This window comes from Pseudomonas sp. Pmew2 (genome assembly GCF_058129885.1).
Genome location: NZ_CM176702.1, coordinates 3,956,647 through 3,972,832, shown reverse-complemented (window position 1 = coordinate 3,972,832; position 16,186 = coordinate 3,956,647). Strand labels below are relative to the sequence as shown.

Sequence of the window (16,186 nt, the reverse complement as noted above, 5' to 3'; positions counted from 1 at the left end):
TGATTATATTCTAATGGATGTTCCTAACTATGATCCTGCGAAGTGCTTCGTATTAATTACCCCTAGACAATACGCTTCCTATGGTCAACCTGGCACCCCCGATGCGTGGGGGTATGTTCCCACGTATAAAGATTTGGGAGGGACGAGAATTGGAATATTCACTTACGTCAACAGAAAACGCCCTACCGGTGTGGGCGGGCGCTTCAGGGATGAATGGATAGAGCATGCTGTTGAGTCTGTAGTGGAAGTTGTGAGGGTAGGGTGATGGTGGACTATGGTTTCTCTGCAGTTAATGGGGCAAGCTCGGTTATTATCGGTAGCAAGTACAAGGTGCTGGTATTTTCCGAGCGAGGCCAGTTCGCTATCACTTCCCAATATACCGATAGGGAAGGGTTTGGATCTGTAGTGTTCGCCCGGCCAATTCTGACCCAAGAGCCGCCCCAGATTTTTGTCAGGCATATAAGTGGTAGTCATCCAAGCTTGGGTGTTTATACCACCATGTCTGGAAGTTCCGGTAACTGGACTGGTTTTTTGGTGACGTCGGCAGTTAGGCCTGGCGGGACGCTTCAGAATTATTCTATGGAATTCGTCTCTTGCAAGTTCGCTGATCAGCCAAGCTCCCAGGTCTACGGAATGAATATTCGGGATGAAGGTGGGCGCATAGTATTTTCGTCCTCTGACAAAATTGTCAGATATAGTAAGTTTGCCAAAGGCTGGACATTACAAAAAGGCGATTTGGTCGATATTTATAACAGCAATCTAACTATCGATGCTGATGACTTTGTCTGCATTTCCAGTATAGATCGGGGAGTTATGTGGTTTGCAGATGGTGTCCAATTCGCGGGGCTTACCCTGCTCGCTAACGGCGTGCCAGTTTTGCAAATAAACGCTCAAATCGCGGGCGGCGGATACTGGTATTACCAAGGAGTAAATGAGACAAGCTTTGCTATTCCGGTCTGTAAGTTCCCTGTCTCTAGATATTATAACTAAGCACCTTTTTTGGAGTTGCACGCATGCCTTGGTATAAAGCCGGGACGGTTTCCGTTACCCAAAATTCGAACGCCGTTATCGGTAGTGGTACGGCCTTCATTGCAAATAGCCGAGTAGGCGATGGATTTCGCGGCCCTGACGGTGGCTGGTACGAGGTAACGAACATCGCCAGCGACACGGCGATGTCGATCGCGCCGAACTACCAAGGCGCAAGCAACAGCGCGGGCGGCTATGCGCTTGCCCCTCTGCAGGGCTACGTCAAAGAATCAGCGGATGCTTTGCGCGCGCTGGTGAACAAGTTCGGTACGCAGCTGGCCGCACTCGGCACCACCGGTAACTACGACACGCTTCCGGTAGCCAAGGGCGGCACTGGCCGCTCGGACGGACGGGTTATTTTTTCTGAGGTCGGTGTTCAGCAGGCCAGCGCGCTTTACAACGTGCAAGGCATGTACATGGGCTGGAACTCTAATTCTCAGGGTGAAGGCCACTTCGTTGTAAACCGTGGCGGCGGTGCTGGCGGGTTCACCTGGCGGTCAGTGAATGCTGGTAATACAGCCACCGGGCCAGCAATGACGTACAGCTACGAAGGGTTGCTTACGGTTTCGTCGCTTTCTGTGACTGCTGCCCCGATCAGCATTGCATCAGGCGGCACCGGCGGCAACAGCCAGACTACAGCGCGTAATTCGTTAGGTATCGGCCCGGCCTCTGCTCCCACGTTTGCCGGCTTGGAACTCAGCAACAACGCTCCCTATATCGACTTTCATTATAACAACACTACAGCAGACTATGACGTCAGGCTGATCAACCAAGCAGGGGGCGTGCTGACACTACAGGGTGCGATGCAGATCACAGGGAGACTTGAGTCAGCAGGCACCTGGTGCAGGGCAGGTCTGAGCGCCGGTCGTGGCGGAACTGTCTACAACTACAACTGGACCGGCTCGAACGTTGATGTTTGGATCGACAACACCTACGTCGGGACGATGACCCTGTTCGGGTCTGACTACCGGTTCAAGAAGTACATCGCCGATGCGAAAGTGCCTTCGTACCGCGATCGCATCAACGCTTACAGAATCGTCACCTACCAGCGCAAGGTGTTCGGCGCAGTGTTTCGTGGCGATGGCACCACCTATCAAGGCCTGATTGCACATGAGGCGCAGGCGGTAAATCCACTGGCCGTGACCGGCGAGAAGGACGGCGTCGACGAAAATGGCAACGCACGCATTCAGCAGCTGGACCCGATGGCCTTGATCACCGATCTGATGGGCGCTGTCAAAGAGCTGCACTCAGAATCGGTAGAGCTGCGTGCCGAACTGGCGGCGCTCAAGGCATCGATTCAACCAGCCCCAGAACCTGCCGCCGCATAACACCAGAACAGCAGCACCCGCACCCCGCCATTGAGCGGGTATTTTTTTGCCTGGAGAAACACCGATGCCGATCACCGCGCAGCAACTACTGCAGATCCTCCCGAACGCCGGCCAGAAAGCCAGCGTTTTTGCACCCGTCCTCAACACAGCGATGAGCAAGTACCAGATCGTGACCCCGCTGCGCATTGCTGCATTCATCGCCCAGGTTGGTCATGAGTCCGGTCAGCTGCGTTACGTCCGCGAGATTTGGGGGCCGACTCCGCAGCAGTTGGGGTACGAGGGGCGCAAAGATCTGGGCAATACCGTGCCGGGCGATGGCTCCAAATACCGTGGGCGCGGCCTGATCCAGATCACTGGTCGGGCGAACTATGCCGAGTGCGCCGAAGCGCTGGGCCTGGATCTGATCAACCATCCCGAATTGCTCGAGCTGGCGCAGCACGCCGCGATGTCGGCGGGGTGGTTCTGGCACCGGGCCGCGCTCAACACGCTGGCGGACAAGGGCGACTTCTTGACCATCACCCGTCGCATCAACGGCGGCACGAACGGCCTTGCCGACCGGCAGGCGCTGCACACCCGGGCGCTTGAGGTGCTGGCGTGAAGGCCCTGCCGTGGAAGGCGGTCGGCCTGCTGCTGATCCTGCTGGCGCTGGCCGGTGCGTTGTACGGGGCATACCTGCACGGCGTGACCGTCACCGATCTGGCCTGGAAGGCGAAGTGGGCCGAGGAAGTCAGCACCCAATCCGAAGCGGTGGCCACCACGACCACCGACTACCGAACCGAAGAGCAACGCCGCCAGAAAGCGGCCAACCAGGTGGCAAACGATGCAAGACAAGACCAGACCGCTGCGATTACTGATGGCTCTGTCGATGATGCTTCTGGTGAGCTCATGCGCATCGAAGCCGGAAAAATGGCAGCCACGGCAAGTTGCGTGCCCAGCGATACCGGAGCTTCCGAGCGAGGCAAGGCAGCCACCCGCGCCGCAATGGTGCTCTCCGACTTGCTCGGCAGGGCTGACGCGCGAGCGCGAGAGCTGGCTAAGGATTATGACCAGTCCCAAATAGCAGGGCAGGCGTGTAACCGCTTTGTCGATGAGCTATCCAGTACCACCAATTCAGCCAGGCCGTAGGCCGCCGGGGAAGCACTGTGCAGACAGCAACGAAGCAAGAAACCTACGACCGCACGATGAAAGTGACGTTGGCAGTGAAGGCGAACGGCGGGTCGGTGACGGTCCAGATCCAGGCCGGTGATAACTGGATCACCACCGACACGTTCTGGAAAGACGGTGGCTATCAGCTGAGCATTCCGCCCGCGACGATCCGCTACGTGCCCGCTGCTGGCGCTTCATTTGAGGTCTACGCATGAGCCTTCTGGTCAACCCAATCCCACGTCGCCAACCGATCCGGCGCGGCCTGGGTCTGCTCGGCGATAGCTTCTCGGGCAACTGCCACACCATCGCGGCGACGGCGTTTGGCACCGAGGCCTATGGCTATGCGGGCTGGATCGCGGCGCGTACCGGCCTGTTCCCGAGCTACGTCGACAACCAGGGCAAGCTCGGGGACCACACCGGGCAGTTTCTGGCCAGGCTTCCCGCCTGCATTGCATCGTCCACTGCCGACCTGTGGCTGCTGCTGTCGCGCACCAATGACAGCACCACGGCAGGTATGAGCCTGGCCGACACGAAAGCCAACGTGATGAAGATCGTCACCGCGTTCCTGAACACGCCCGGCAAGCACCTGATCGTCGGCACTGGTACGCCGCGCTTCGGTAGCAGGGCGTTGACCGGGCAGGCGCTGGCCGATGCGATCGCTTACAAGGACTGGGTGTTGAACTATGTCAGCCAGTTCGTGCCGGTCGTGAACATCTGGGACGGCTTCACCGAAGCGATGACAGTCGAGGGCCTGCATCCCAACATCCTGGGCGCCGAGTTCATCAGTTCACGGGTGGTGCCGATCATCACCGCCAACTTCGAATTCCCCGGCATCCCGCTGCCCACTGACGCTGGCGACGTTTACTCGGCCATCCGCCCGTTCGGCTGCCTCAATGCCAACCCTCTGCTGGCGGGCACCGGCGGTTCTCTGCCTGCTGGCGTGAACGCTCTGGCCGGGTCGGTGCTTGCGGACGGCTACAAAGCCATTGGCTCTGGCCTGACCGGTATCACCACGCGCTGGTTCAAGGAGCCTGCCGCCTATGGCGAGGCGCAGTGCATCGAGCTGCGTGGCAACATGGCGGCGGCGGGCGGCTACATCTACATGCAGCCCACGGCCAACGTGGTACAGACCAACCTGGCAGCCGGCGACGTTATCGAAATGGTGTCGGCGGTGGAAATCATGGGTTCGTCGCGCGGCATTCTGGCTTGGGAGGCTGAGTTAACCATCACCAAGACGGTCAGCGGTGCTGCGTCCACGTTTTACTATCGGTCGATGGACAAGTACCAAGAGCCGTTCACCATGCCGGCCAGCTTTTCCGGGGCGTTGGAAACGCAGCGCGGCACTATTGACCTGAGTGAAACCGTGATCACCTCGCGTATGGGCCTGTACTTGGCTGCAGGTGTGGCGCAGAACTCAACAGTCAAGGCAGCGCAGTTCGGGATTCGCAAGGTTTAAATATTTATGCCGAGGATGAGGTGCGCTTTTGAACGAGCTCAGTCACTTGGGTTTTTGCTAAGCTATCCTCTAATATAAATATTACCTGGTGTTTATGCTAAAACCCTCAATAGGGATTTCTTCGGTTCGATTGTAAATTGGCAAAGTGCTAAAGTTGGTCTTTTCAAGAGTTTCGCAGTTCCATGCCTTGGTTTGGGCTGCGTTATACAACATGCCTAACGTCATTGCCGTCTTTGCGCGCCGATCTTTAGATCTAAAGAATACGAAAATGTCAGTCCCTTCTGGCTTGAAGTAACGGTAGTGGTCGTAGTCGCCGGATTCAACACCAAAGTGTTCGAAAAAATTCTCCATAAAGTCACTGGCGTCGTCACCATCAAGCCCTAGCTCCCAACTGACTCTAGTAGCGAGGCTGAGAGTCTCGAATGCCTTTCGGCTAAATCCTACATAAAAGTAGATTCTCTCTACAAGATAATCAACTACTTCATAGTTTAGATCGCTTCTATCCATTTTAAAAAACCTGATCTTGTTCATCTACGATAGAATTGTAGGTATTCACCGTTACGTAACCTATTTTGCCAAGCTCGTATGCAGTATAGGACCATCCTATAACGGGTGTTGCTCGTGCGATGAAGCCACCAATGCTTCTTGTCCATCGGAGGTGCGGCGGAAACCATCCTGTAAGAGATGGTGCTCTGAAGTCTCCAGGAAACTTGCGGTTGTTTAGAGTGCGCCGCATTACTATAGACATGACGGAAGTGTTATTAATCGCTCCGCCAGGCTTTGTTCTAGTTGGTATTATGTTGGCGCCTAAGACGATGCCTAATGCAGCCCCTACATCGTCCAGTCCAAATTCCTCCATTGCCACCTCTGTGGCAATAACATAAAGTAGTTCATTTGCAGTTAGTCCGCAGTCACCGTCATAACAATATATTCTCGCCACTTAAAATATCCTTATGCGTAAGTGCTATTTCGTATTTGATCCCAGCCACCGGAGATCTGTCCAATTATCAAGCCGGTGGTTCGGCTTTGCTGTGAATACTGCATGCTGACTTTGGCGTAACTAAATCTTATCACCTCCTCTGGAAAACTTGAAGGCGATCGCTCAAATAGATTGCCGGAGGCAACGCCGCTTATGATGACTTCGTCAAACACATATTCCAGATATTTTTGCTTTTCGCCGCCAGCACGACGTACGTACAGCTTCATTTGCTTAATATGTTGCCCTGCGCAACATGCCTCGAGAATCTTAGGGGTCGCAATGTCAACAGCTTTTACAATGCTGAAGTCGCTTAAGTAAACTCGACCAACTGTAGCCCCACCAGCCGAGCTTGCGGTTCTTGACACCGACTGAGCGGCTGACAAGCAAAAAGTGGTAATCTCAACCCAGTTTTTGCAGTCAGAGTCCGTAGACTCTCCACTAATGCCATCAATCCAAAGATATGCATCTATACTCATTCCGGCTCCTTGGAACATCTCTTAATGTAATTTATTGCCGTAGCACGATAGCATAAAGTCTGCCTTTGCGACTCGTGAGCGCCCTTTTCGTCGGCGCAGATTGGCGTCCCGCAACACTGCACTCTGAACTTGCGCCACCACATCCTTGGAGTGGGAACCCGACCAAGTTCGAGTGCCGGTCGATGGGCAAGTACCAAGAGCCGTTCACCATGCTGGCCAGCTTTGCCGGGGCGTTGGAAACGCAGCGCGGCACTATTGACCTGAGTGAAACCGTGATCACCTCGCGCATGGGCCTGTACCTGGCAGCAGGCGTGCCGCAGGACTCGACGGTCAAGGCCGCGCAGTTCGGGATACCCAAGATATAGGTGGGCGAGCGGGCCGCTCCGCTACTCTGTCGGAACGCCTCGTTGGCGGCTGAGTGACTGCGGCAGCTTGTTCGGGCATTCCGGGTCTTCGATAAAGCCTCGTCCATCGCAGTGCGTGCAATCGTCACGCACTGCGAATCCGTCCAGGCAGTGAAGGCATCTGATAAATATCGAGTAGCTATGACGCTCCCACAGCGAAACGTAGGCCTTGAAGTCGCCTTGTTCGAGGGCTACCGCTGAGGCGTCGACGAGCGCTCGATATTGATCTTCATCGCTCAGGCGTTGATAGCTCACACCGTTGATCTGCCTGGATTGCTCAACCAGCGTCAGCGTCTGGCCGGTTTCGGTGTAGATGTAGCGACCCTCGAGCACGCCGTACTTCTTGTAATCCCTCATGATGAGTTCGTTTTTCTCGTCGAGAAATGCAAAGTGGGCGGCATGGTAGGGCGACTGGTCGGCCTCATGAAGCACGTATCGGGAGTTGAGCAGGCTGCCGACTATTACACCGCCCTTGTTGTAGGCCAGATAGTCCGACGCCTGATGCCGCCATTCGTGGTTGCCTTCCTCGGTGAAGTGGCAGAAAGCAGCGCTGGCCAGCTCGAAGAGCTCAAAGCGCTCCAATGGATCGACCAGCCCGCCAGCCTGCATGTCTTCGGCCATGCGTGCCAGAAACCGGTAAGTGACCCCGGGGTTCGTCCACTGCCTCCTGTCGTTGAGCCTTTTGTGCCATTCGGCCAAGGCTTCTGAGCTGTTGCTCTCGTTCATGGGGGTGATTCTCAATTGCTGTATGGGCATACAGTAGTTGGGTCTTTCAGATTTGGGGAGTGGTGTTCGTCGGCAGGACGCCGGGGGAGGGGGTTTCTGTCTAATACTCGGGCATGATAAATCGGTTTTATTGGTCGAAACCGAGCCAAAAACGCCGATGTGCATTAGACAATTTCTTGGCTTGAGCCTTTACCTGCAAGGGCTTGGATCGACCTTTTCCCATACTGCTGCAATATGGTCAGTAAGAATTTATCCAGGGAGACGGGGTTTACGAGTCCCGACGCAATTAGGGTAGGTGGAGCAGCCCATAAATGTGCGTCCCGCATACCTTCCTCTCTTCACTGTTCTACGACGCATAGTGCTGCCACACCTGGGGCACAGCCCCAAATTTTCCAGATCGGCAGGCGGCTTGACTGATCCTATTGGGTGCGTGTGTGCGGTGGGACCATGCGCTGGCTTGGCCGGTAGACCGGAAAGGGGCTTTATATGTCGGGCTGAGGACCGCCCGAAGAACTTACCGTATAGCCAGATACAGCCAATGCTGCCAGCGATAAATAAGATCAGGCCAAGGCCGCCCGATGATCCGCCACGACTCCTTCCCCATCCACGCCGACCGCGGCCTCCACCGCGAGCGGACGCTGTGTCGGTAAGCACTGCGGCAGCTAACAGCAACAACGCGCGGCGTGAAAACTGCTTTCCATCCATGACGAGCTTCCTGCGCTTGATCGGGTTATTCACAATGTAGCAGCACACGTGTTGGCGCTGATTGAAAACTGACCCACCCTGCCGATTGAAAATTGACCCAGGACGGATTGCTGATTTTTGCCCCAGCAATTGTGGATAAGCTTAGCAGCAGTGTTCCGATTGAAGACGCATCAAGCCCCACCGCATGCAGCAGGGCATTTATGGTGCGGATCAAAATGGCTCATCGTCCTCGATATCATTTCCGTCCTTTCGCTTTCGTTCGCGTGTTTTGATCTTTGTCTGGGCAGCCAATGTGCTGTGTTGTAGGCGGTAGGACTCGTTGCCCGTTTCGACGATGTGGCAGTGGTGTGTCAGCCGATCCAGCAACGCGGTGGTCATCTTGGCGTCGCCAAACACACTCGACCATTCCGAGAAGCTCAGGTTGGTGGTGATGACCACGCTGGTGTGTTCGTACAGTTTGGACAGCAGGTGAAATAACAGGGCGCCACCGCTTTGGCTGAAGGGCAAATATCCGAGTTCATCCAGTATCACCAGGTCTGTGCGCAGCAGTGCCTGGGCGATTCGCCCTGCCTTGCCATCGTACTTCTCACGCTCCAGCAGATTCACCAGATCCACCGTGGAAAAGAAGCGCACGCGTTTGTTGTAGGCCGTGATTCCGGATACAGCCAAGGCACTGGCCAGGTGTGTTTTCCCGGTGCCAGGGCCGCCGATGAACACGACATTCTGCGCGGTTTCAGTGAACGCCAAGCTGGATAGATCGCTGACCAGCCGGGCATCAGCGCTGGAAGCGCTGAAGTCAAAGCCAGCTAAGTCACGGTGCATGGGGAGTTTTGCCATGTTCATCTGATGATTCACCGAGCGCACCGCGCGATCCGCATGTTCCTGCTGAAGCAGATGTTCCAGCAGCCATTTCGATGAAGCCGTCGACGCTGTTCCTTGAGAGACCAGTTCTTCCCAAGCACTGGCCATGCCGTGCAGGCGCAGTTCTTTGAGTTCAGTCATTAGGTCACGCATTGCGATTCTCCTCATCGGTCGTACGGAGCCGGTCGTAGCGTGCTGTATTGGCAACCGGCGCCACTTTGAGTTGCAGGCTGGTTTCTACACAGGGAGGTGGTGCGGTGGAGGTCAGGCGGGCAACGACATTGAGGATGTGATCGGCGCTCAGACTTCCCGATTCAAGTACCAGCTCCACCGCCACCAGCACTGGTTCGAGACCGGCGATGGGCACAGCAGCCAGTACCTGCATCATGATTCGATCACCGTTGGTGTGACGCCTCAGTCCGCGTTTAAGAAGCTGTAACGGTTTTGGCAGATCAGCAAATGGAGCGCCATTGCGCAGTGCACCAGGCTTGCGTTCGATGAGTGGGATGTAGTGCTGCCAGTCAAAACCGATCTGATCTCGATCAAAGAGGCGCTCGTGACTGGCGATCACCGTTTCGTCGGCAATGACCACGATTCGCGAAGGGTACAAACGGCTGCTGACCCATTGACCCACACGCTCGCAAGGCACCGAATAACGATTGCGCGCCACGCTGATCAGGCAGGTGCTAGAGACACGGACGGTGCGTTCCACGTAGCCATCAAAGGCCGTCGGCATTGGCATCATTTCAGCCTGCTCCAGCTCCAGGACTTCTGCCACCGTCAAACCGTTGTACTGCGGATGTACAAGTTCAGCCCAGAGCGTACGACAGCGTTGGCCGAGCCAGACGTTCAGCTCCTCGAAGGTATGGAACATGCAATTTTGAGCATCGAGCCAGATTCGCCTCCGGCTGTCTTGCACGTTCTTTTCGACGATGCCTTTCTCCCAGCCAGAGGCCACGTTGCAGAAGTCCGGATCGAACAGATAGTGCGCGCACATCACGGAAAACCGGGCATTGACCGTGCGGCCTTTGCCTTTGTTAACCTTGTCGACAGCCGTTTTCATGTTGTCGTAGATGCCGCGACGTGGCACGCCACCCAACGCTCCAAACGAACGTGTATGGGCATCAAACAGCATCTCGTGGCCTTGACTGGGGTACGCAACCAACCAGAACGCGCGACTTGCGCACAGCTTCATATGGGAGACCTGGATACGTCGAAACAGGCCACCGATCAGCAGGCCTTCTTCGCTCCAGTCAAACTGAAAGGCCTCACCGAGGGCAAAAGTCAGCGGTACAAAAGCGCGTACAGACTTGCCTTGCTCGCACCGCCAAGAGCGGACAAACGCCGTGAGCTGGCTGTAACCGCCGTCATAACCCTCGGCCTTGATCTGCTCAAAAAGTGCCTTGGCGCTCCTACGGTTGTGTTTTGGCCGGAACGAATCAGCCTTGAGCGCCTGCTCTAAGGTCTCGTGAAAAGGGTTGAGCTTATTGAAGGATGCGCACCGTTGGTACGCTGGTTGATTGGCTTCGGGCGCTCTGACCCATTTTCGGATGGTGTTTCTCGACAGCCCGGTACGCTTGGCTATCTGATGCAGCGAGAGCTTGTCGCGGAAGTACATCCGCCGGATTTTTCCCAACATTTCCATGCTGATCACCCTGTGTTCTCCTGCTCAAAAAGTGAGCAGAAGCAGTTGAACACCTGGGTCAGTTTTCAGTCGGCAGAACAGCCTCTACTGGGTCAGTTTTCGGTCAGCGGCAACACCAGGAGACCTCATTTGGTTTCATGTCTTTCGACCCGACCAGAGCAAGGAGGCAGCACGAGCAAGACCTGATCAAACTGGATGACGATATCAAGGACTGTGATGACCTCATTCAGCGTCTAAACGATGACAGCAAGTTGACTGCTGAGCAGGCCAAGGATAAAGCCAAGAAGCTGACCCGCGAGCGGATTGAAACTGATGAAGAGGTTCAACTACTCAGTCGACATGGCTACATGCGCGAGCAGCAGAAAGCATTGGAACTTGAGGTGGGGGAACAGACGGTAGAGTTGGCCAAGCTACATGAGAGTGTGGCGGATGCCGCCGGCGAGCTGGAGGTCCTAGCGGTACAGGTTGAGCGCGCAAAAGAAGTGCTCGCCAGGGTCAGGAAGGAAAACGAAGATCTGCGCAATTACCTTGAGCAGATCCGGAACGTAGCTGAGATCACTTTAGGATTCCTTTCGATCCGCGAAATGAAGCTGAAAGCTCGCGATACTTTCTTTCACCCTAGGGTCTGTTCCCGTTTCGACGTAACCCATTGATCTCTATGAGAACAGGCCCGTATTGTTGGAGTTCTCACACAACACCAATACGAGCCTGCAATGCCCCGATTAATGCTCAGTGATGAGCACTGGCCGAAGCTTCGAGAAATTTTGCTGCACGAATCGATCTACAACAAGCGAGATTTGCGCACCACGGTTGAAGGCATGCTGTACCGCATGCGTGTGGGTTGCCCTTGGCGAGACCTGCCGAAAGCGTTTGGAAACTGGAGCAAGGTCTACAAGCGGTTCAATGCCTGGTCTGCTTCAGGCAAGTGGGTCAAGGTGCTTGAGGTGCTGATGACCGATCCTGACATGGAGTGGGTTTTCATTGATGGCAGTTATGTAAAGGCTCATCAGCACAGTGCAGGTGCTGCCAGCACGCAGGACCAGGCCATCGGAAAAAGCCGAGCCGGTAACACCAGCAAGATTCACCTGGCTGTAGACGCTTGTGGGCTGCCCATTGCATTTGACGTGACCGGAGGCCAGACCAATGATTGTTCGCAGGCGGCCTCGTTGATTGCCAAGATGCCCAATGCAGAAGTGATCATTGCGGACAAGGGCTACGACACTGAAGCGATACGCGCTCAGGTCGAGCAGCAAGGCAGCAAAGTGGTGATTCCACGAAAGCGCAATTCTCTGAAAGGGAACGCAGATCTGGACAAAGGGTTATATCGCAATCGACATCTCGTAGAAAACGCCTTTGCCCGGTTGAAGCATTTCCGGGCGGCGGCTTCTCGGTTCGACAAACTCAAGAGAAACTATGAAAGCGTCATAGCAATGGCCTGCGCTTTTCTGTGGCTGCCAATGTGAAACGGGAACAGACCCTAGGGCAATTCAATCTGCGTGGCGAGCAAGTGCCGCTGATCTGCCTGAGCAGCCTGCTGGGCGAGGGGGCGCAAACCCCGTGTGAAGCGTCCCGTGTCCTGATCGTGCGTGGCGAGCGCCTGTGCTTCGGTTTTGCCGTGAGCCGGGTCGATGCGATCGACGCGTTCAATCAGTTCGACCCGGCCATGCTCGAGCAGGGCTGGCAGGCCAATACCGGCAAGGGGATCTCGGTCAATGACCGAGTGCGCTCGCTGGTCAGCGTCGGCAGTCAGGAACGCAGTTGGCGCGCAACCCTGCTCGATTTGCAGGGGCTGGCCAGGCAACTGGAGTGCAATGTCGCCGAACGAGTGGCAGCGCGCTAATCAATCGGAACCGAATGCTTCGCGCGTGGCCTTATTTTGAGTGTCCACGAGCGGAGAGAATGACCATGACTGACCAGAAAGACGAGAAAAAGCCGGAACCGGCAAACGATGTGCCTGCGCACTCGACGCCAGAAGAGAAGGAACGCCTGAAGGACTTCAACAAGGGTGGTATTCCGCCGGGGGCCTGTTGATCAGTCAACAGGACAATGCACATGACGCCCGGTCTGTTTTAGATCGGGCGTTATGGTTTCAAAGGCCTGTTCGGGCTCTGTATTGACTCACGCGTCGCGTAGCAGGTCGTTGGCGTTGAGTAGTTCATAGGCGATCTGCGGGCGTGCCTCAAGTGCACTGCGGATTGCGCTTGCAACCGACTTGCGCGTCTTGCGGCACAGGCCGGTCTTTTTCTGCACGACAATGCTGATGCCGCGCATGGTGCGTACTTCGTTGAAGCCCGGTGCGATTTCGACGCGCACACCCAGTTGCTCGAAAATCCTGCGCTGCATGTGCTCCAGATCCTTCAGGCTTTCGACACGGCTCAGGCGCTCAAGCAGCGTGTTTTCCGCATCACGGGTCAGCTTGAGGATGCGCAGGTCGGCGTCTTCCGCATCCAGCCGTTCGCGCTCGCAGTCGCAAGCGCCGGGCGGACAGGGGTTACGGATTTTGACGGGAGCATTCATGGGTGCAGCATAGCGATTGACGGGGGCGTCTGACCATACCCCGGAACTGCTGCGCGCAACTGCGGCGATGCGGCAACAGTTCCCTGGTTTCAGATCAGTTCGGCCACTTCATCTCGCCCTTGATGACCTTGGCACTCAGTTCCAGCGAACTCGGTTCGGCCAGTTGTGGCCAGGCATTCTGCATGGCATCGATCAGGCCCTTGGAATCCTTGGTTTTGGCCGCTTGTTGTTCAAAGGACTTCAGGTAGTCGGCGGTGAACGTCACAGCCTTGGTGCCCGCTGGAACCTCGCCCAGATAATGGCCCGGAATTACCGTGACCGGTTTCAGCGCCTCAATGCCCTTGAGGGTCGCGAGCCAGTCCTGACGCGATTTCGGGCTTTGGGTATCAGCAATCCATACATGAATGCCGCTGGACACCACGACGCCGCCGACCACCGCCTTGAGCGATGGAATCCATACGTAGCTGCGCTCGGGGGCCGGGCCGTTCAGGCCTTTGATCTGTAATGGCTGACCCTCAAGGGTAAGATGGTCACCCTTGAGCACCTCTGGCAGGACCAGTCTGGCCGGAGCATTGTCCTTGAGAATCGGTCCCCAGTAGGCAAGCTTGCCCTGCATCGACGCCTTGATCGCTTTCACGGTAGGAGCGCTGGCAACGATCTTCGCATCGGGGAAAGCAGCTTTGATGACGTCCAGCCCGAAGTAGTAATCCGGGTCGCTGTGGCTGATGTACACGGTAGTGAGTTTCTTGCCGCTGGCCTTGATCTTCTCTACCAGCGCCTGAGCATCGTTACGCTGAAACTGCGCATCGATCAGCACCGCATCATGCTTGCCGGTGATCAGTTCGGATGACACCGGGAAGATGGCTTTTTCGGCCGGATTGTAGACCTCGATCGCCAGTGGATCAGCGGCCTGGGCTGCAAGCGGGAATAGCACCGCGAACGATAGAGCAAGCAGGGAATTGCGTAGCATGGGGTACGACCTTTTTATAGAGCAAGACTGAGGTCGTTATCTTATGTTGCTTAAAATGAAACAAAAGCCTCAATATTGGCAACTATTGATTGCTTATATCGGATGAATCATGGATCGGATCATGGCGGCGCGGGTGTTCATGGCCATCAACGAACGCGGCAGCCTCATTGCTGCCGCTGAGGCGCTGGACATGTCACGGGCGATGGTGACCCGTTATCTGGCGCAGATGGAAACCTGGGCGGGAGCGCGCTTGCTGCACCGCACCACGCGCAAGCTGGGGCTCACTGCGCCCGGACAGGTGACGTTGCTGCGTTGCCAGCGGCTTGTCGAGCTGGCTGACGCAGTGCCGCTGGCAGCCGATACGCAAGTCGATGAGCCGCGTGGCATGCTGCGTATTGCCTGTTCGCAGTCACTGGCACTGGCGGTTCTGGCCCCAGCGGTGACGGCTTACCTGCAACGCTACCCCGGCACCTCGGTGGATCTGCTGATTGGCAACGAGGCCGTGGACCTGGTCAGCGAGCGCATCGATCTGGCAATCCGCATCACCAATCAGCTGGACCCCAATGTGATTGCCCGTCCATTGGGGCATTGCGATTCGGTTGTCTGTGCCTCTCCAGCCTACCTCGCCATGCACGGCACTCCCTCCAGTCCGCAAGAACTGGCTGCACACAACTGCCTGACCTATTCGTACTTCGGCAAGAGCCTGTGGGAGTTCACCCGGCAGCAGTTGCCGCTCAGCGTTCCGGTGGGCGGCAACCTCAGCGCCAACGATTCAGTGGTGTTGCTGGAGGCCGCAGTGGCTGGCGCGGGGATCACCTTGCAACCGGTGCATTCGGCAGCGCCGCTGATTGCAAGTGGCAAGCTGATCGCGGTGCTGCCCGACCACCAGCCAAGGGCGCTGGGCATCCACGCGATCTACACCTCGCGGCATCACCAGTCGGCCACCTTGCGCACCATGCTGGATTTTCTGACTGAATGGTTTGAGAGGAGCGGCGCAGAGCCTTGAGGTTGGATCACCTGCTGCGCAAAGGACGCAGAGCGTCCAGAACGGCATGCCCACGCGGAGCATGGGCACGATAGGGGACACACAGACACCTATCGTTTCTCACGCTCCGAGTGTGCAGTATCAGGTCTTGAACTTGCGCACCAGGCCGTCGAGTTCGCTGGACAGTAGTTCCAGACTTCTGGAATCCGCACGGGCGGAGTCCGAGAGGTCGGCGATCAACTGGGCGTCGCCATGGATCTGGCTGATGTGACGGTTGATGTCTTCGGCCACCTGATGCTGCTCTTCGGCGGCGGTTGCAATCTGGGTGTTCATGTCGCGAATCACATCAACTGACTCACGGATCTGCCCGAAGCTGCTGCGTGCCTGCCCGATCTTGGTCACCGATTGCTGCGACACGTCGAGGCTGGCGTGCATCTGTTGCGCCACCGAAGCGGTGCGTTTGGCCAGATTGCCCAGCAGGTTGTCGATTTCGGCGGTCGAGTCCGAGGTACGTTTGGCCAGCGCGCGGACTTCGTCGGCTACCACGGCAAAGCCGCGACCCTGCTCGCCTGCGCGAGCTGCTTCGATGGCCGCGTTGAGGGCCAGCAGGTTGGTCTGCTCGGCAATCGAACGGATGGTGTTGAGGATCGACTGAATGCCTGCGCTGTCCTTTTCCAGTTGCGTCATGTCCTTGGCCGAGCGGGTGAGTTCCTCGCTGAGCTGGTCGACACTGCGCACCGCATCGTCGATCTGTCGCTGACCTTCACGCGCCTGCTGCTGACCGCTGTCGGCCGAATCGGCGGCCTGGCTGCAGGAACGAGCGACTTCGTTGGAGGTGGCGACCATTTCATGGAAGGCCGTGGAGACCATGTCCACCGCCTCGCGCTGACGTCCAGCGGCTTCGGCCATGTCGTTGGAGACACGGGTGGAGCTGTGTGAGGCTTCAAGAATCTTCCCGGCAG

General features: G+C 56.6%; 20 protein-coding genes and 2 pseudogenes. 12 read left to right on the top strand and 10 right to left on the bottom strand.

The annotated features are described in order from the left end of the window. Window positions 1-264: 264 nt before the first annotated feature. The 6 genes from AC4ANK_RS18150 to AC4ANK_RS18125 all read left to right on the top strand — a co-directional run bounded on the left by AC4ANK_RS18150 (window position 265) and on the right by AC4ANK_RS18125 (window position 4,956). Window positions 265-990 (top strand): hypothetical protein, encoded by a 726-nt coding sequence (locus AC4ANK_RS18150; RefSeq protein WP_460384843.1) that lies wholly within the window; start codon window positions 265-267, stop codon window positions 988-990. Window positions 991-1,013: 23 nt separating this feature from the next. Continuing rightward, window positions 1,014-2,354 (top strand): tail fiber domain-containing protein, encoded by a 1,341-nt coding sequence (locus AC4ANK_RS18145; RefSeq protein ID WP_058887066.1) that lies wholly within the window; start codon window positions 1,014-1,016, stop codon window positions 2,352-2,354. 64 nt (window positions 2,355-2,418) lie between these two features. Next, window positions 2,419-2,952: a glycoside hydrolase family 19 protein gene (locus AC4ANK_RS18140; RefSeq protein ID WP_058887065.1), complete on the top strand. Its 534-nt coding sequence runs from the start codon at window positions 2,419-2,421 to the stop codon at window positions 2,950-2,952. Then, on the top strand, window positions 2,949-3,479 hold the full coding sequence (locus AC4ANK_RS18135; protein WP_095179052.1) for a DUF2514 domain-containing protein: 531 nt from the start codon (window positions 2,949-2,951) through the stop codon (window positions 3,477-3,479). Before AC4ANK_RS18140 ends, AC4ANK_RS18135 begins: the two co-directional genes overlap by 4 nt. A gap of 56 nt (window positions 3,480-3,535) precedes the next feature. Further along, a complete protein-coding gene (locus tag AC4ANK_RS18130) occupies window positions 3,536-3,715 on the top strand; it encodes a hypothetical protein (RefSeq protein ID WP_019741277.1) in 180 nt (59 codons plus the stop codon). Beyond that, window positions 3,712-4,956, top strand: a complete 1,245-nt coding sequence (locus AC4ANK_RS18125) for an SGNH/GDSL hydrolase family protein (protein WP_460384846.1) — start codon at window positions 3,712-3,714, stop codon at window positions 4,954-4,956. Before AC4ANK_RS18130 ends, AC4ANK_RS18125 begins: the two co-directional genes overlap by 4 nt. A gap of 81 nt (window positions 4,957-5,037) precedes the next feature. On the opposite strand, the gene AC4ANK_RS18120 is transcribed toward AC4ANK_RS18125, so the two are convergent. From AC4ANK_RS18120 to AC4ANK_RS18110, 3 genes are read right to left on the bottom strand one after another with little or no spacing between them, the layout of a single operon-like run. Next, window positions 5,038-5,487 carry a DUF1493 family protein gene (locus AC4ANK_RS18120; RefSeq protein ID WP_058886975.1) on the bottom strand — a complete coding sequence of 150 codons (450 nt, stop codon included), beginning with the start codon at window positions 5,485-5,487 and terminating at the stop codon, window positions 5,038-5,040. Further along, window positions 5,465-5,896, bottom strand: a complete 432-nt coding sequence (locus tag AC4ANK_RS18115; RefSeq protein ID WP_081050543.1) for an STM2901 family protein — start codon at window positions 5,894-5,896, stop codon at window positions 5,465-5,467. Before AC4ANK_RS18115 ends, AC4ANK_RS18120 begins: the two co-directional genes overlap by 23 nt. An 11-nt stretch (window positions 5,897-5,907) precedes the next feature. Beyond that, window positions 5,908-6,411: an Hcp family type VI secretion system effector gene (locus AC4ANK_RS18110; protein ID WP_002553420.1), complete on the bottom strand. Its 504-nt coding sequence runs from the start codon at window positions 6,409-6,411 to the stop codon at window positions 5,908-5,910. A 167-nt stretch (window positions 6,412-6,578) separates the two neighbouring features. Here AC4ANK_RS18110 and AC4ANK_RS18105 point away from each other — a divergent pair. Beyond that, window positions 6,579-6,776: pseudogene (locus AC4ANK_RS18105) on the top strand (SGNH/GDSL hydrolase family protein); the annotation flags it as partial. A 21-nt stretch (window positions 6,777-6,797) separates the two neighbouring features. On the opposite strand, the gene AC4ANK_RS18100 reads toward AC4ANK_RS18105, so the two are convergent. From AC4ANK_RS18100 to istA, 4 genes are all read right to left on the bottom strand, one after another. Further along, window positions 6,798-7,436 (bottom strand): hypothetical protein, encoded by a 639-nt coding sequence (locus AC4ANK_RS18100; RefSeq protein ID WP_058886976.1) that lies wholly within the window; start codon window positions 7,434-7,436, stop codon window positions 6,798-6,800. 354 nt (window positions 7,437-7,790) lie between these two features. After that, window positions 7,791-8,246: a topoisomerase DNA-binding C4 zinc finger domain-containing protein gene (locus AC4ANK_RS18095; protein WP_081050545.1), complete on the bottom strand. Its 456-nt coding sequence runs from the start codon at window positions 8,244-8,246 to the stop codon at window positions 7,791-7,793. 210 nt (window positions 8,247-8,456) lie between these two features. Continuing rightward, a complete protein-coding gene (istB, locus tag AC4ANK_RS18090; protein WP_031598096.1) occupies window positions 8,457-9,260 on the bottom strand; it encodes an IS21-like element ISPsy20 family helper ATPase IstB in 804 nt (267 codons plus the stop codon). Beyond that, complete coding sequence (istA, locus tag AC4ANK_RS18085) at window positions 9,253-10,752, bottom strand: IS21-like element ISPsy20 family transposase (protein ID WP_122302115.1); 1,500 nt, start codon at window positions 10,750-10,752, stop codon at window positions 9,253-9,255. The genes istB and istA overlap by 8 nt, the downstream gene beginning before the upstream one ends. A gap of 137 nt (window positions 10,753-10,889) precedes the next feature. Here istA and AC4ANK_RS18080 point away from each other — a divergent pair, with 137 nt between their 5' ends. The 4 genes and pseudogenes from AC4ANK_RS18080 to AC4ANK_RS18065 all read left to right on the top strand — a co-directional run bounded on the left by AC4ANK_RS18080 (window position 10,890) and on the right by AC4ANK_RS18065 (window position 12,783). Then, the gene (locus AC4ANK_RS18080; protein ID WP_460384848.1) at window positions 10,890-11,405 is read left to right on the top strand and encodes a hypothetical protein; all 516 of its coding nucleotides are present in this window, start codon (window positions 10,890-10,892) and stop codon (window positions 11,403-11,405) included. Between the two features lie 60 nt (window positions 11,406-11,465). Then, the gene (locus AC4ANK_RS18075) at window positions 11,466-12,215 is read left to right on the top strand and encodes an IS5 family transposase (protein ID WP_460382697.1); all 750 of its coding nucleotides are present in this window, start codon (window positions 11,466-11,468) and stop codon (window positions 12,213-12,215) included. Between the two features lie 14 nt (window positions 12,216-12,229). Beyond that, window positions 12,230-12,592: pseudogene (locus AC4ANK_RS18070) on the top strand (chemotaxis protein CheW); the annotation flags it as partial. A 65-nt stretch (window positions 12,593-12,657) separates the two neighbouring features. Beyond that, window positions 12,658-12,783 carry a hypothetical protein gene (locus AC4ANK_RS18065; protein WP_080164905.1) on the top strand — a complete coding sequence of 42 codons (126 nt, stop codon included), beginning with the start codon at window positions 12,658-12,660 and terminating at the stop codon, window positions 12,781-12,783. 87 nt (window positions 12,784-12,870) lie between these two features. On the opposite strand, the gene AC4ANK_RS18060 is transcribed toward AC4ANK_RS18065, so the two are convergent. Both AC4ANK_RS18060 and AC4ANK_RS18055 read right to left on the bottom strand, forming a co-directional pair. Beyond that, the gene (locus AC4ANK_RS18060; protein ID WP_002553904.1) at window positions 12,871-13,269 is read right to left on the bottom strand and encodes a hypothetical protein; all 399 of its coding nucleotides are present in this window, start codon (window positions 13,267-13,269) and stop codon (window positions 12,871-12,873) included. A gap of 94 nt (window positions 13,270-13,363) precedes the next feature. Then, the gene (locus AC4ANK_RS18055; RefSeq protein WP_057425750.1) at window positions 13,364-14,239 is read right to left on the bottom strand and encodes an MBL fold metallo-hydrolase; all 876 of its coding nucleotides are present in this window, start codon (window positions 14,237-14,239) and stop codon (window positions 13,364-13,366) included. Window positions 14,240-14,348: 109 nt separating this feature from the next. On the opposite strand from AC4ANK_RS18055, the gene AC4ANK_RS18050 reads away from it, so the two are divergent. Beyond that, entirely contained in the window at window positions 14,349-15,245 is an 897-nt protein-coding gene (locus AC4ANK_RS18050; protein WP_002553902.1) for a LysR family transcriptional regulator, read from the top strand. A 120-nt stretch (window positions 15,246-15,365) separates the two neighbouring features. Here the strand turns inward: AC4ANK_RS18050 and AC4ANK_RS18045 are convergent, their stop codons facing one another. Beyond that, a complete protein-coding gene (locus tag AC4ANK_RS18045) occupies window positions 15,366-16,094 on the bottom strand; it encodes a methyl-accepting chemotaxis protein (RefSeq protein WP_369812063.1) in 729 nt (242 codons plus the stop codon). Window positions 16,095-16,186: the final 92 nt, after the last annotated feature.

Coding starts and splice junctions, on each gene's coding strand:
- AC4ANK_RS18150 (WP_460384843.1), top strand. CDS start 265: ATGGTGGACTATGGTTTCTCTGCAGTTAATGGGGCAAGCTCGGTTATT.
- AC4ANK_RS18145 (WP_058887066.1), top strand. CDS start 1,014: ATGCCTTGGTATAAAGCCGGGACGGTTTCCGTTACCCAAAATTCGAAC.
- AC4ANK_RS18140 (WP_058887065.1), top strand. CDS start 2,419: ATGCCGATCACCGCGCAGCAACTACTGCAGATCCTCCCGAACGCCGGC.
- AC4ANK_RS18130 (WP_019741277.1), top strand. CDS start 3,536: ATGAAAGTGACGTTGGCAGTGAAGGCGAACGGCGGGTCGGTGACGGTC.
- AC4ANK_RS18125 (WP_460384846.1), top strand. CDS start 3,712: ATGAGCCTTCTGGTCAACCCAATCCCACGTCGCCAACCGATCCGGCGC.
- AC4ANK_RS18120 (WP_058886975.1), bottom strand. CDS start 5,487: ATGAACAAGATCAGGTTTTTTAAAATGGATAGAAGCGATCTAAACTAT.
- AC4ANK_RS18110 (WP_002553420.1), bottom strand. CDS start 6,411: ATGAGTATAGATGCATATCTTTGGATTGATGGCATTAGTGGAGAGTCT.
- AC4ANK_RS18100 (WP_058886976.1), bottom strand. CDS start 7,436: ATGGCCGAAGACATGCAGGCTGGCGGGCTGGTCGATCCATTGGAGCGC.
- AC4ANK_RS18095 (WP_081050545.1), bottom strand. CDS start 8,246: ATGGATGGAAAGCAGTTTTCACGCCGCGCGTTGTTGCTGTTAGCTGCC.
- istB (WP_031598096.1), bottom strand. CDS start 9,260: ATGCGTGACCTAATGACTGAACTCAAAGAACTGCGCCTGCACGGCATG.
- istA (WP_122302115.1), bottom strand. CDS start 10,752: ATGGAAATGTTGGGAAAAATCCGGCGGATGTACTTCCGCGACAAGCTC.
- AC4ANK_RS18080 (WP_460384848.1), top strand. CDS start 10,890: ATGTCTTTCGACCCGACCAGAGCAAGGAGGCAGCACGAGCAAGACCTG.
- AC4ANK_RS18075 (WP_460382697.1), top strand. CDS start 11,466: ATGCCCCGATTAATGCTCAGTGATGAGCACTGGCCGAAGCTTCGAGAA.
- AC4ANK_RS18065 (WP_080164905.1), top strand. CDS start 12,658: ATGACTGACCAGAAAGACGAGAAAAAGCCGGAACCGGCAAACGATGTG.
- AC4ANK_RS18060 (WP_002553904.1), bottom strand. CDS start 13,269: ATGAATGCTCCCGTCAAAATCCGTAACCCCTGTCCGCCCGGCGCTTGC.
- AC4ANK_RS18055 (WP_057425750.1), bottom strand. CDS start 14,239: ATGCTACGCAATTCCCTGCTTGCTCTATCGTTCGCGGTGCTATTCCCG.
- AC4ANK_RS18050 (WP_002553902.1), top strand. CDS start 14,349: ATGGATCGGATCATGGCGGCGCGGGTGTTCATGGCCATCAACGAACGC.
- AC4ANK_RS18045 (WP_369812063.1), bottom strand. CDS start 16,094: ATGGTCTCCACGGCCTTCCATGAAATGGTCGCCACCTCCAACGAAGTC.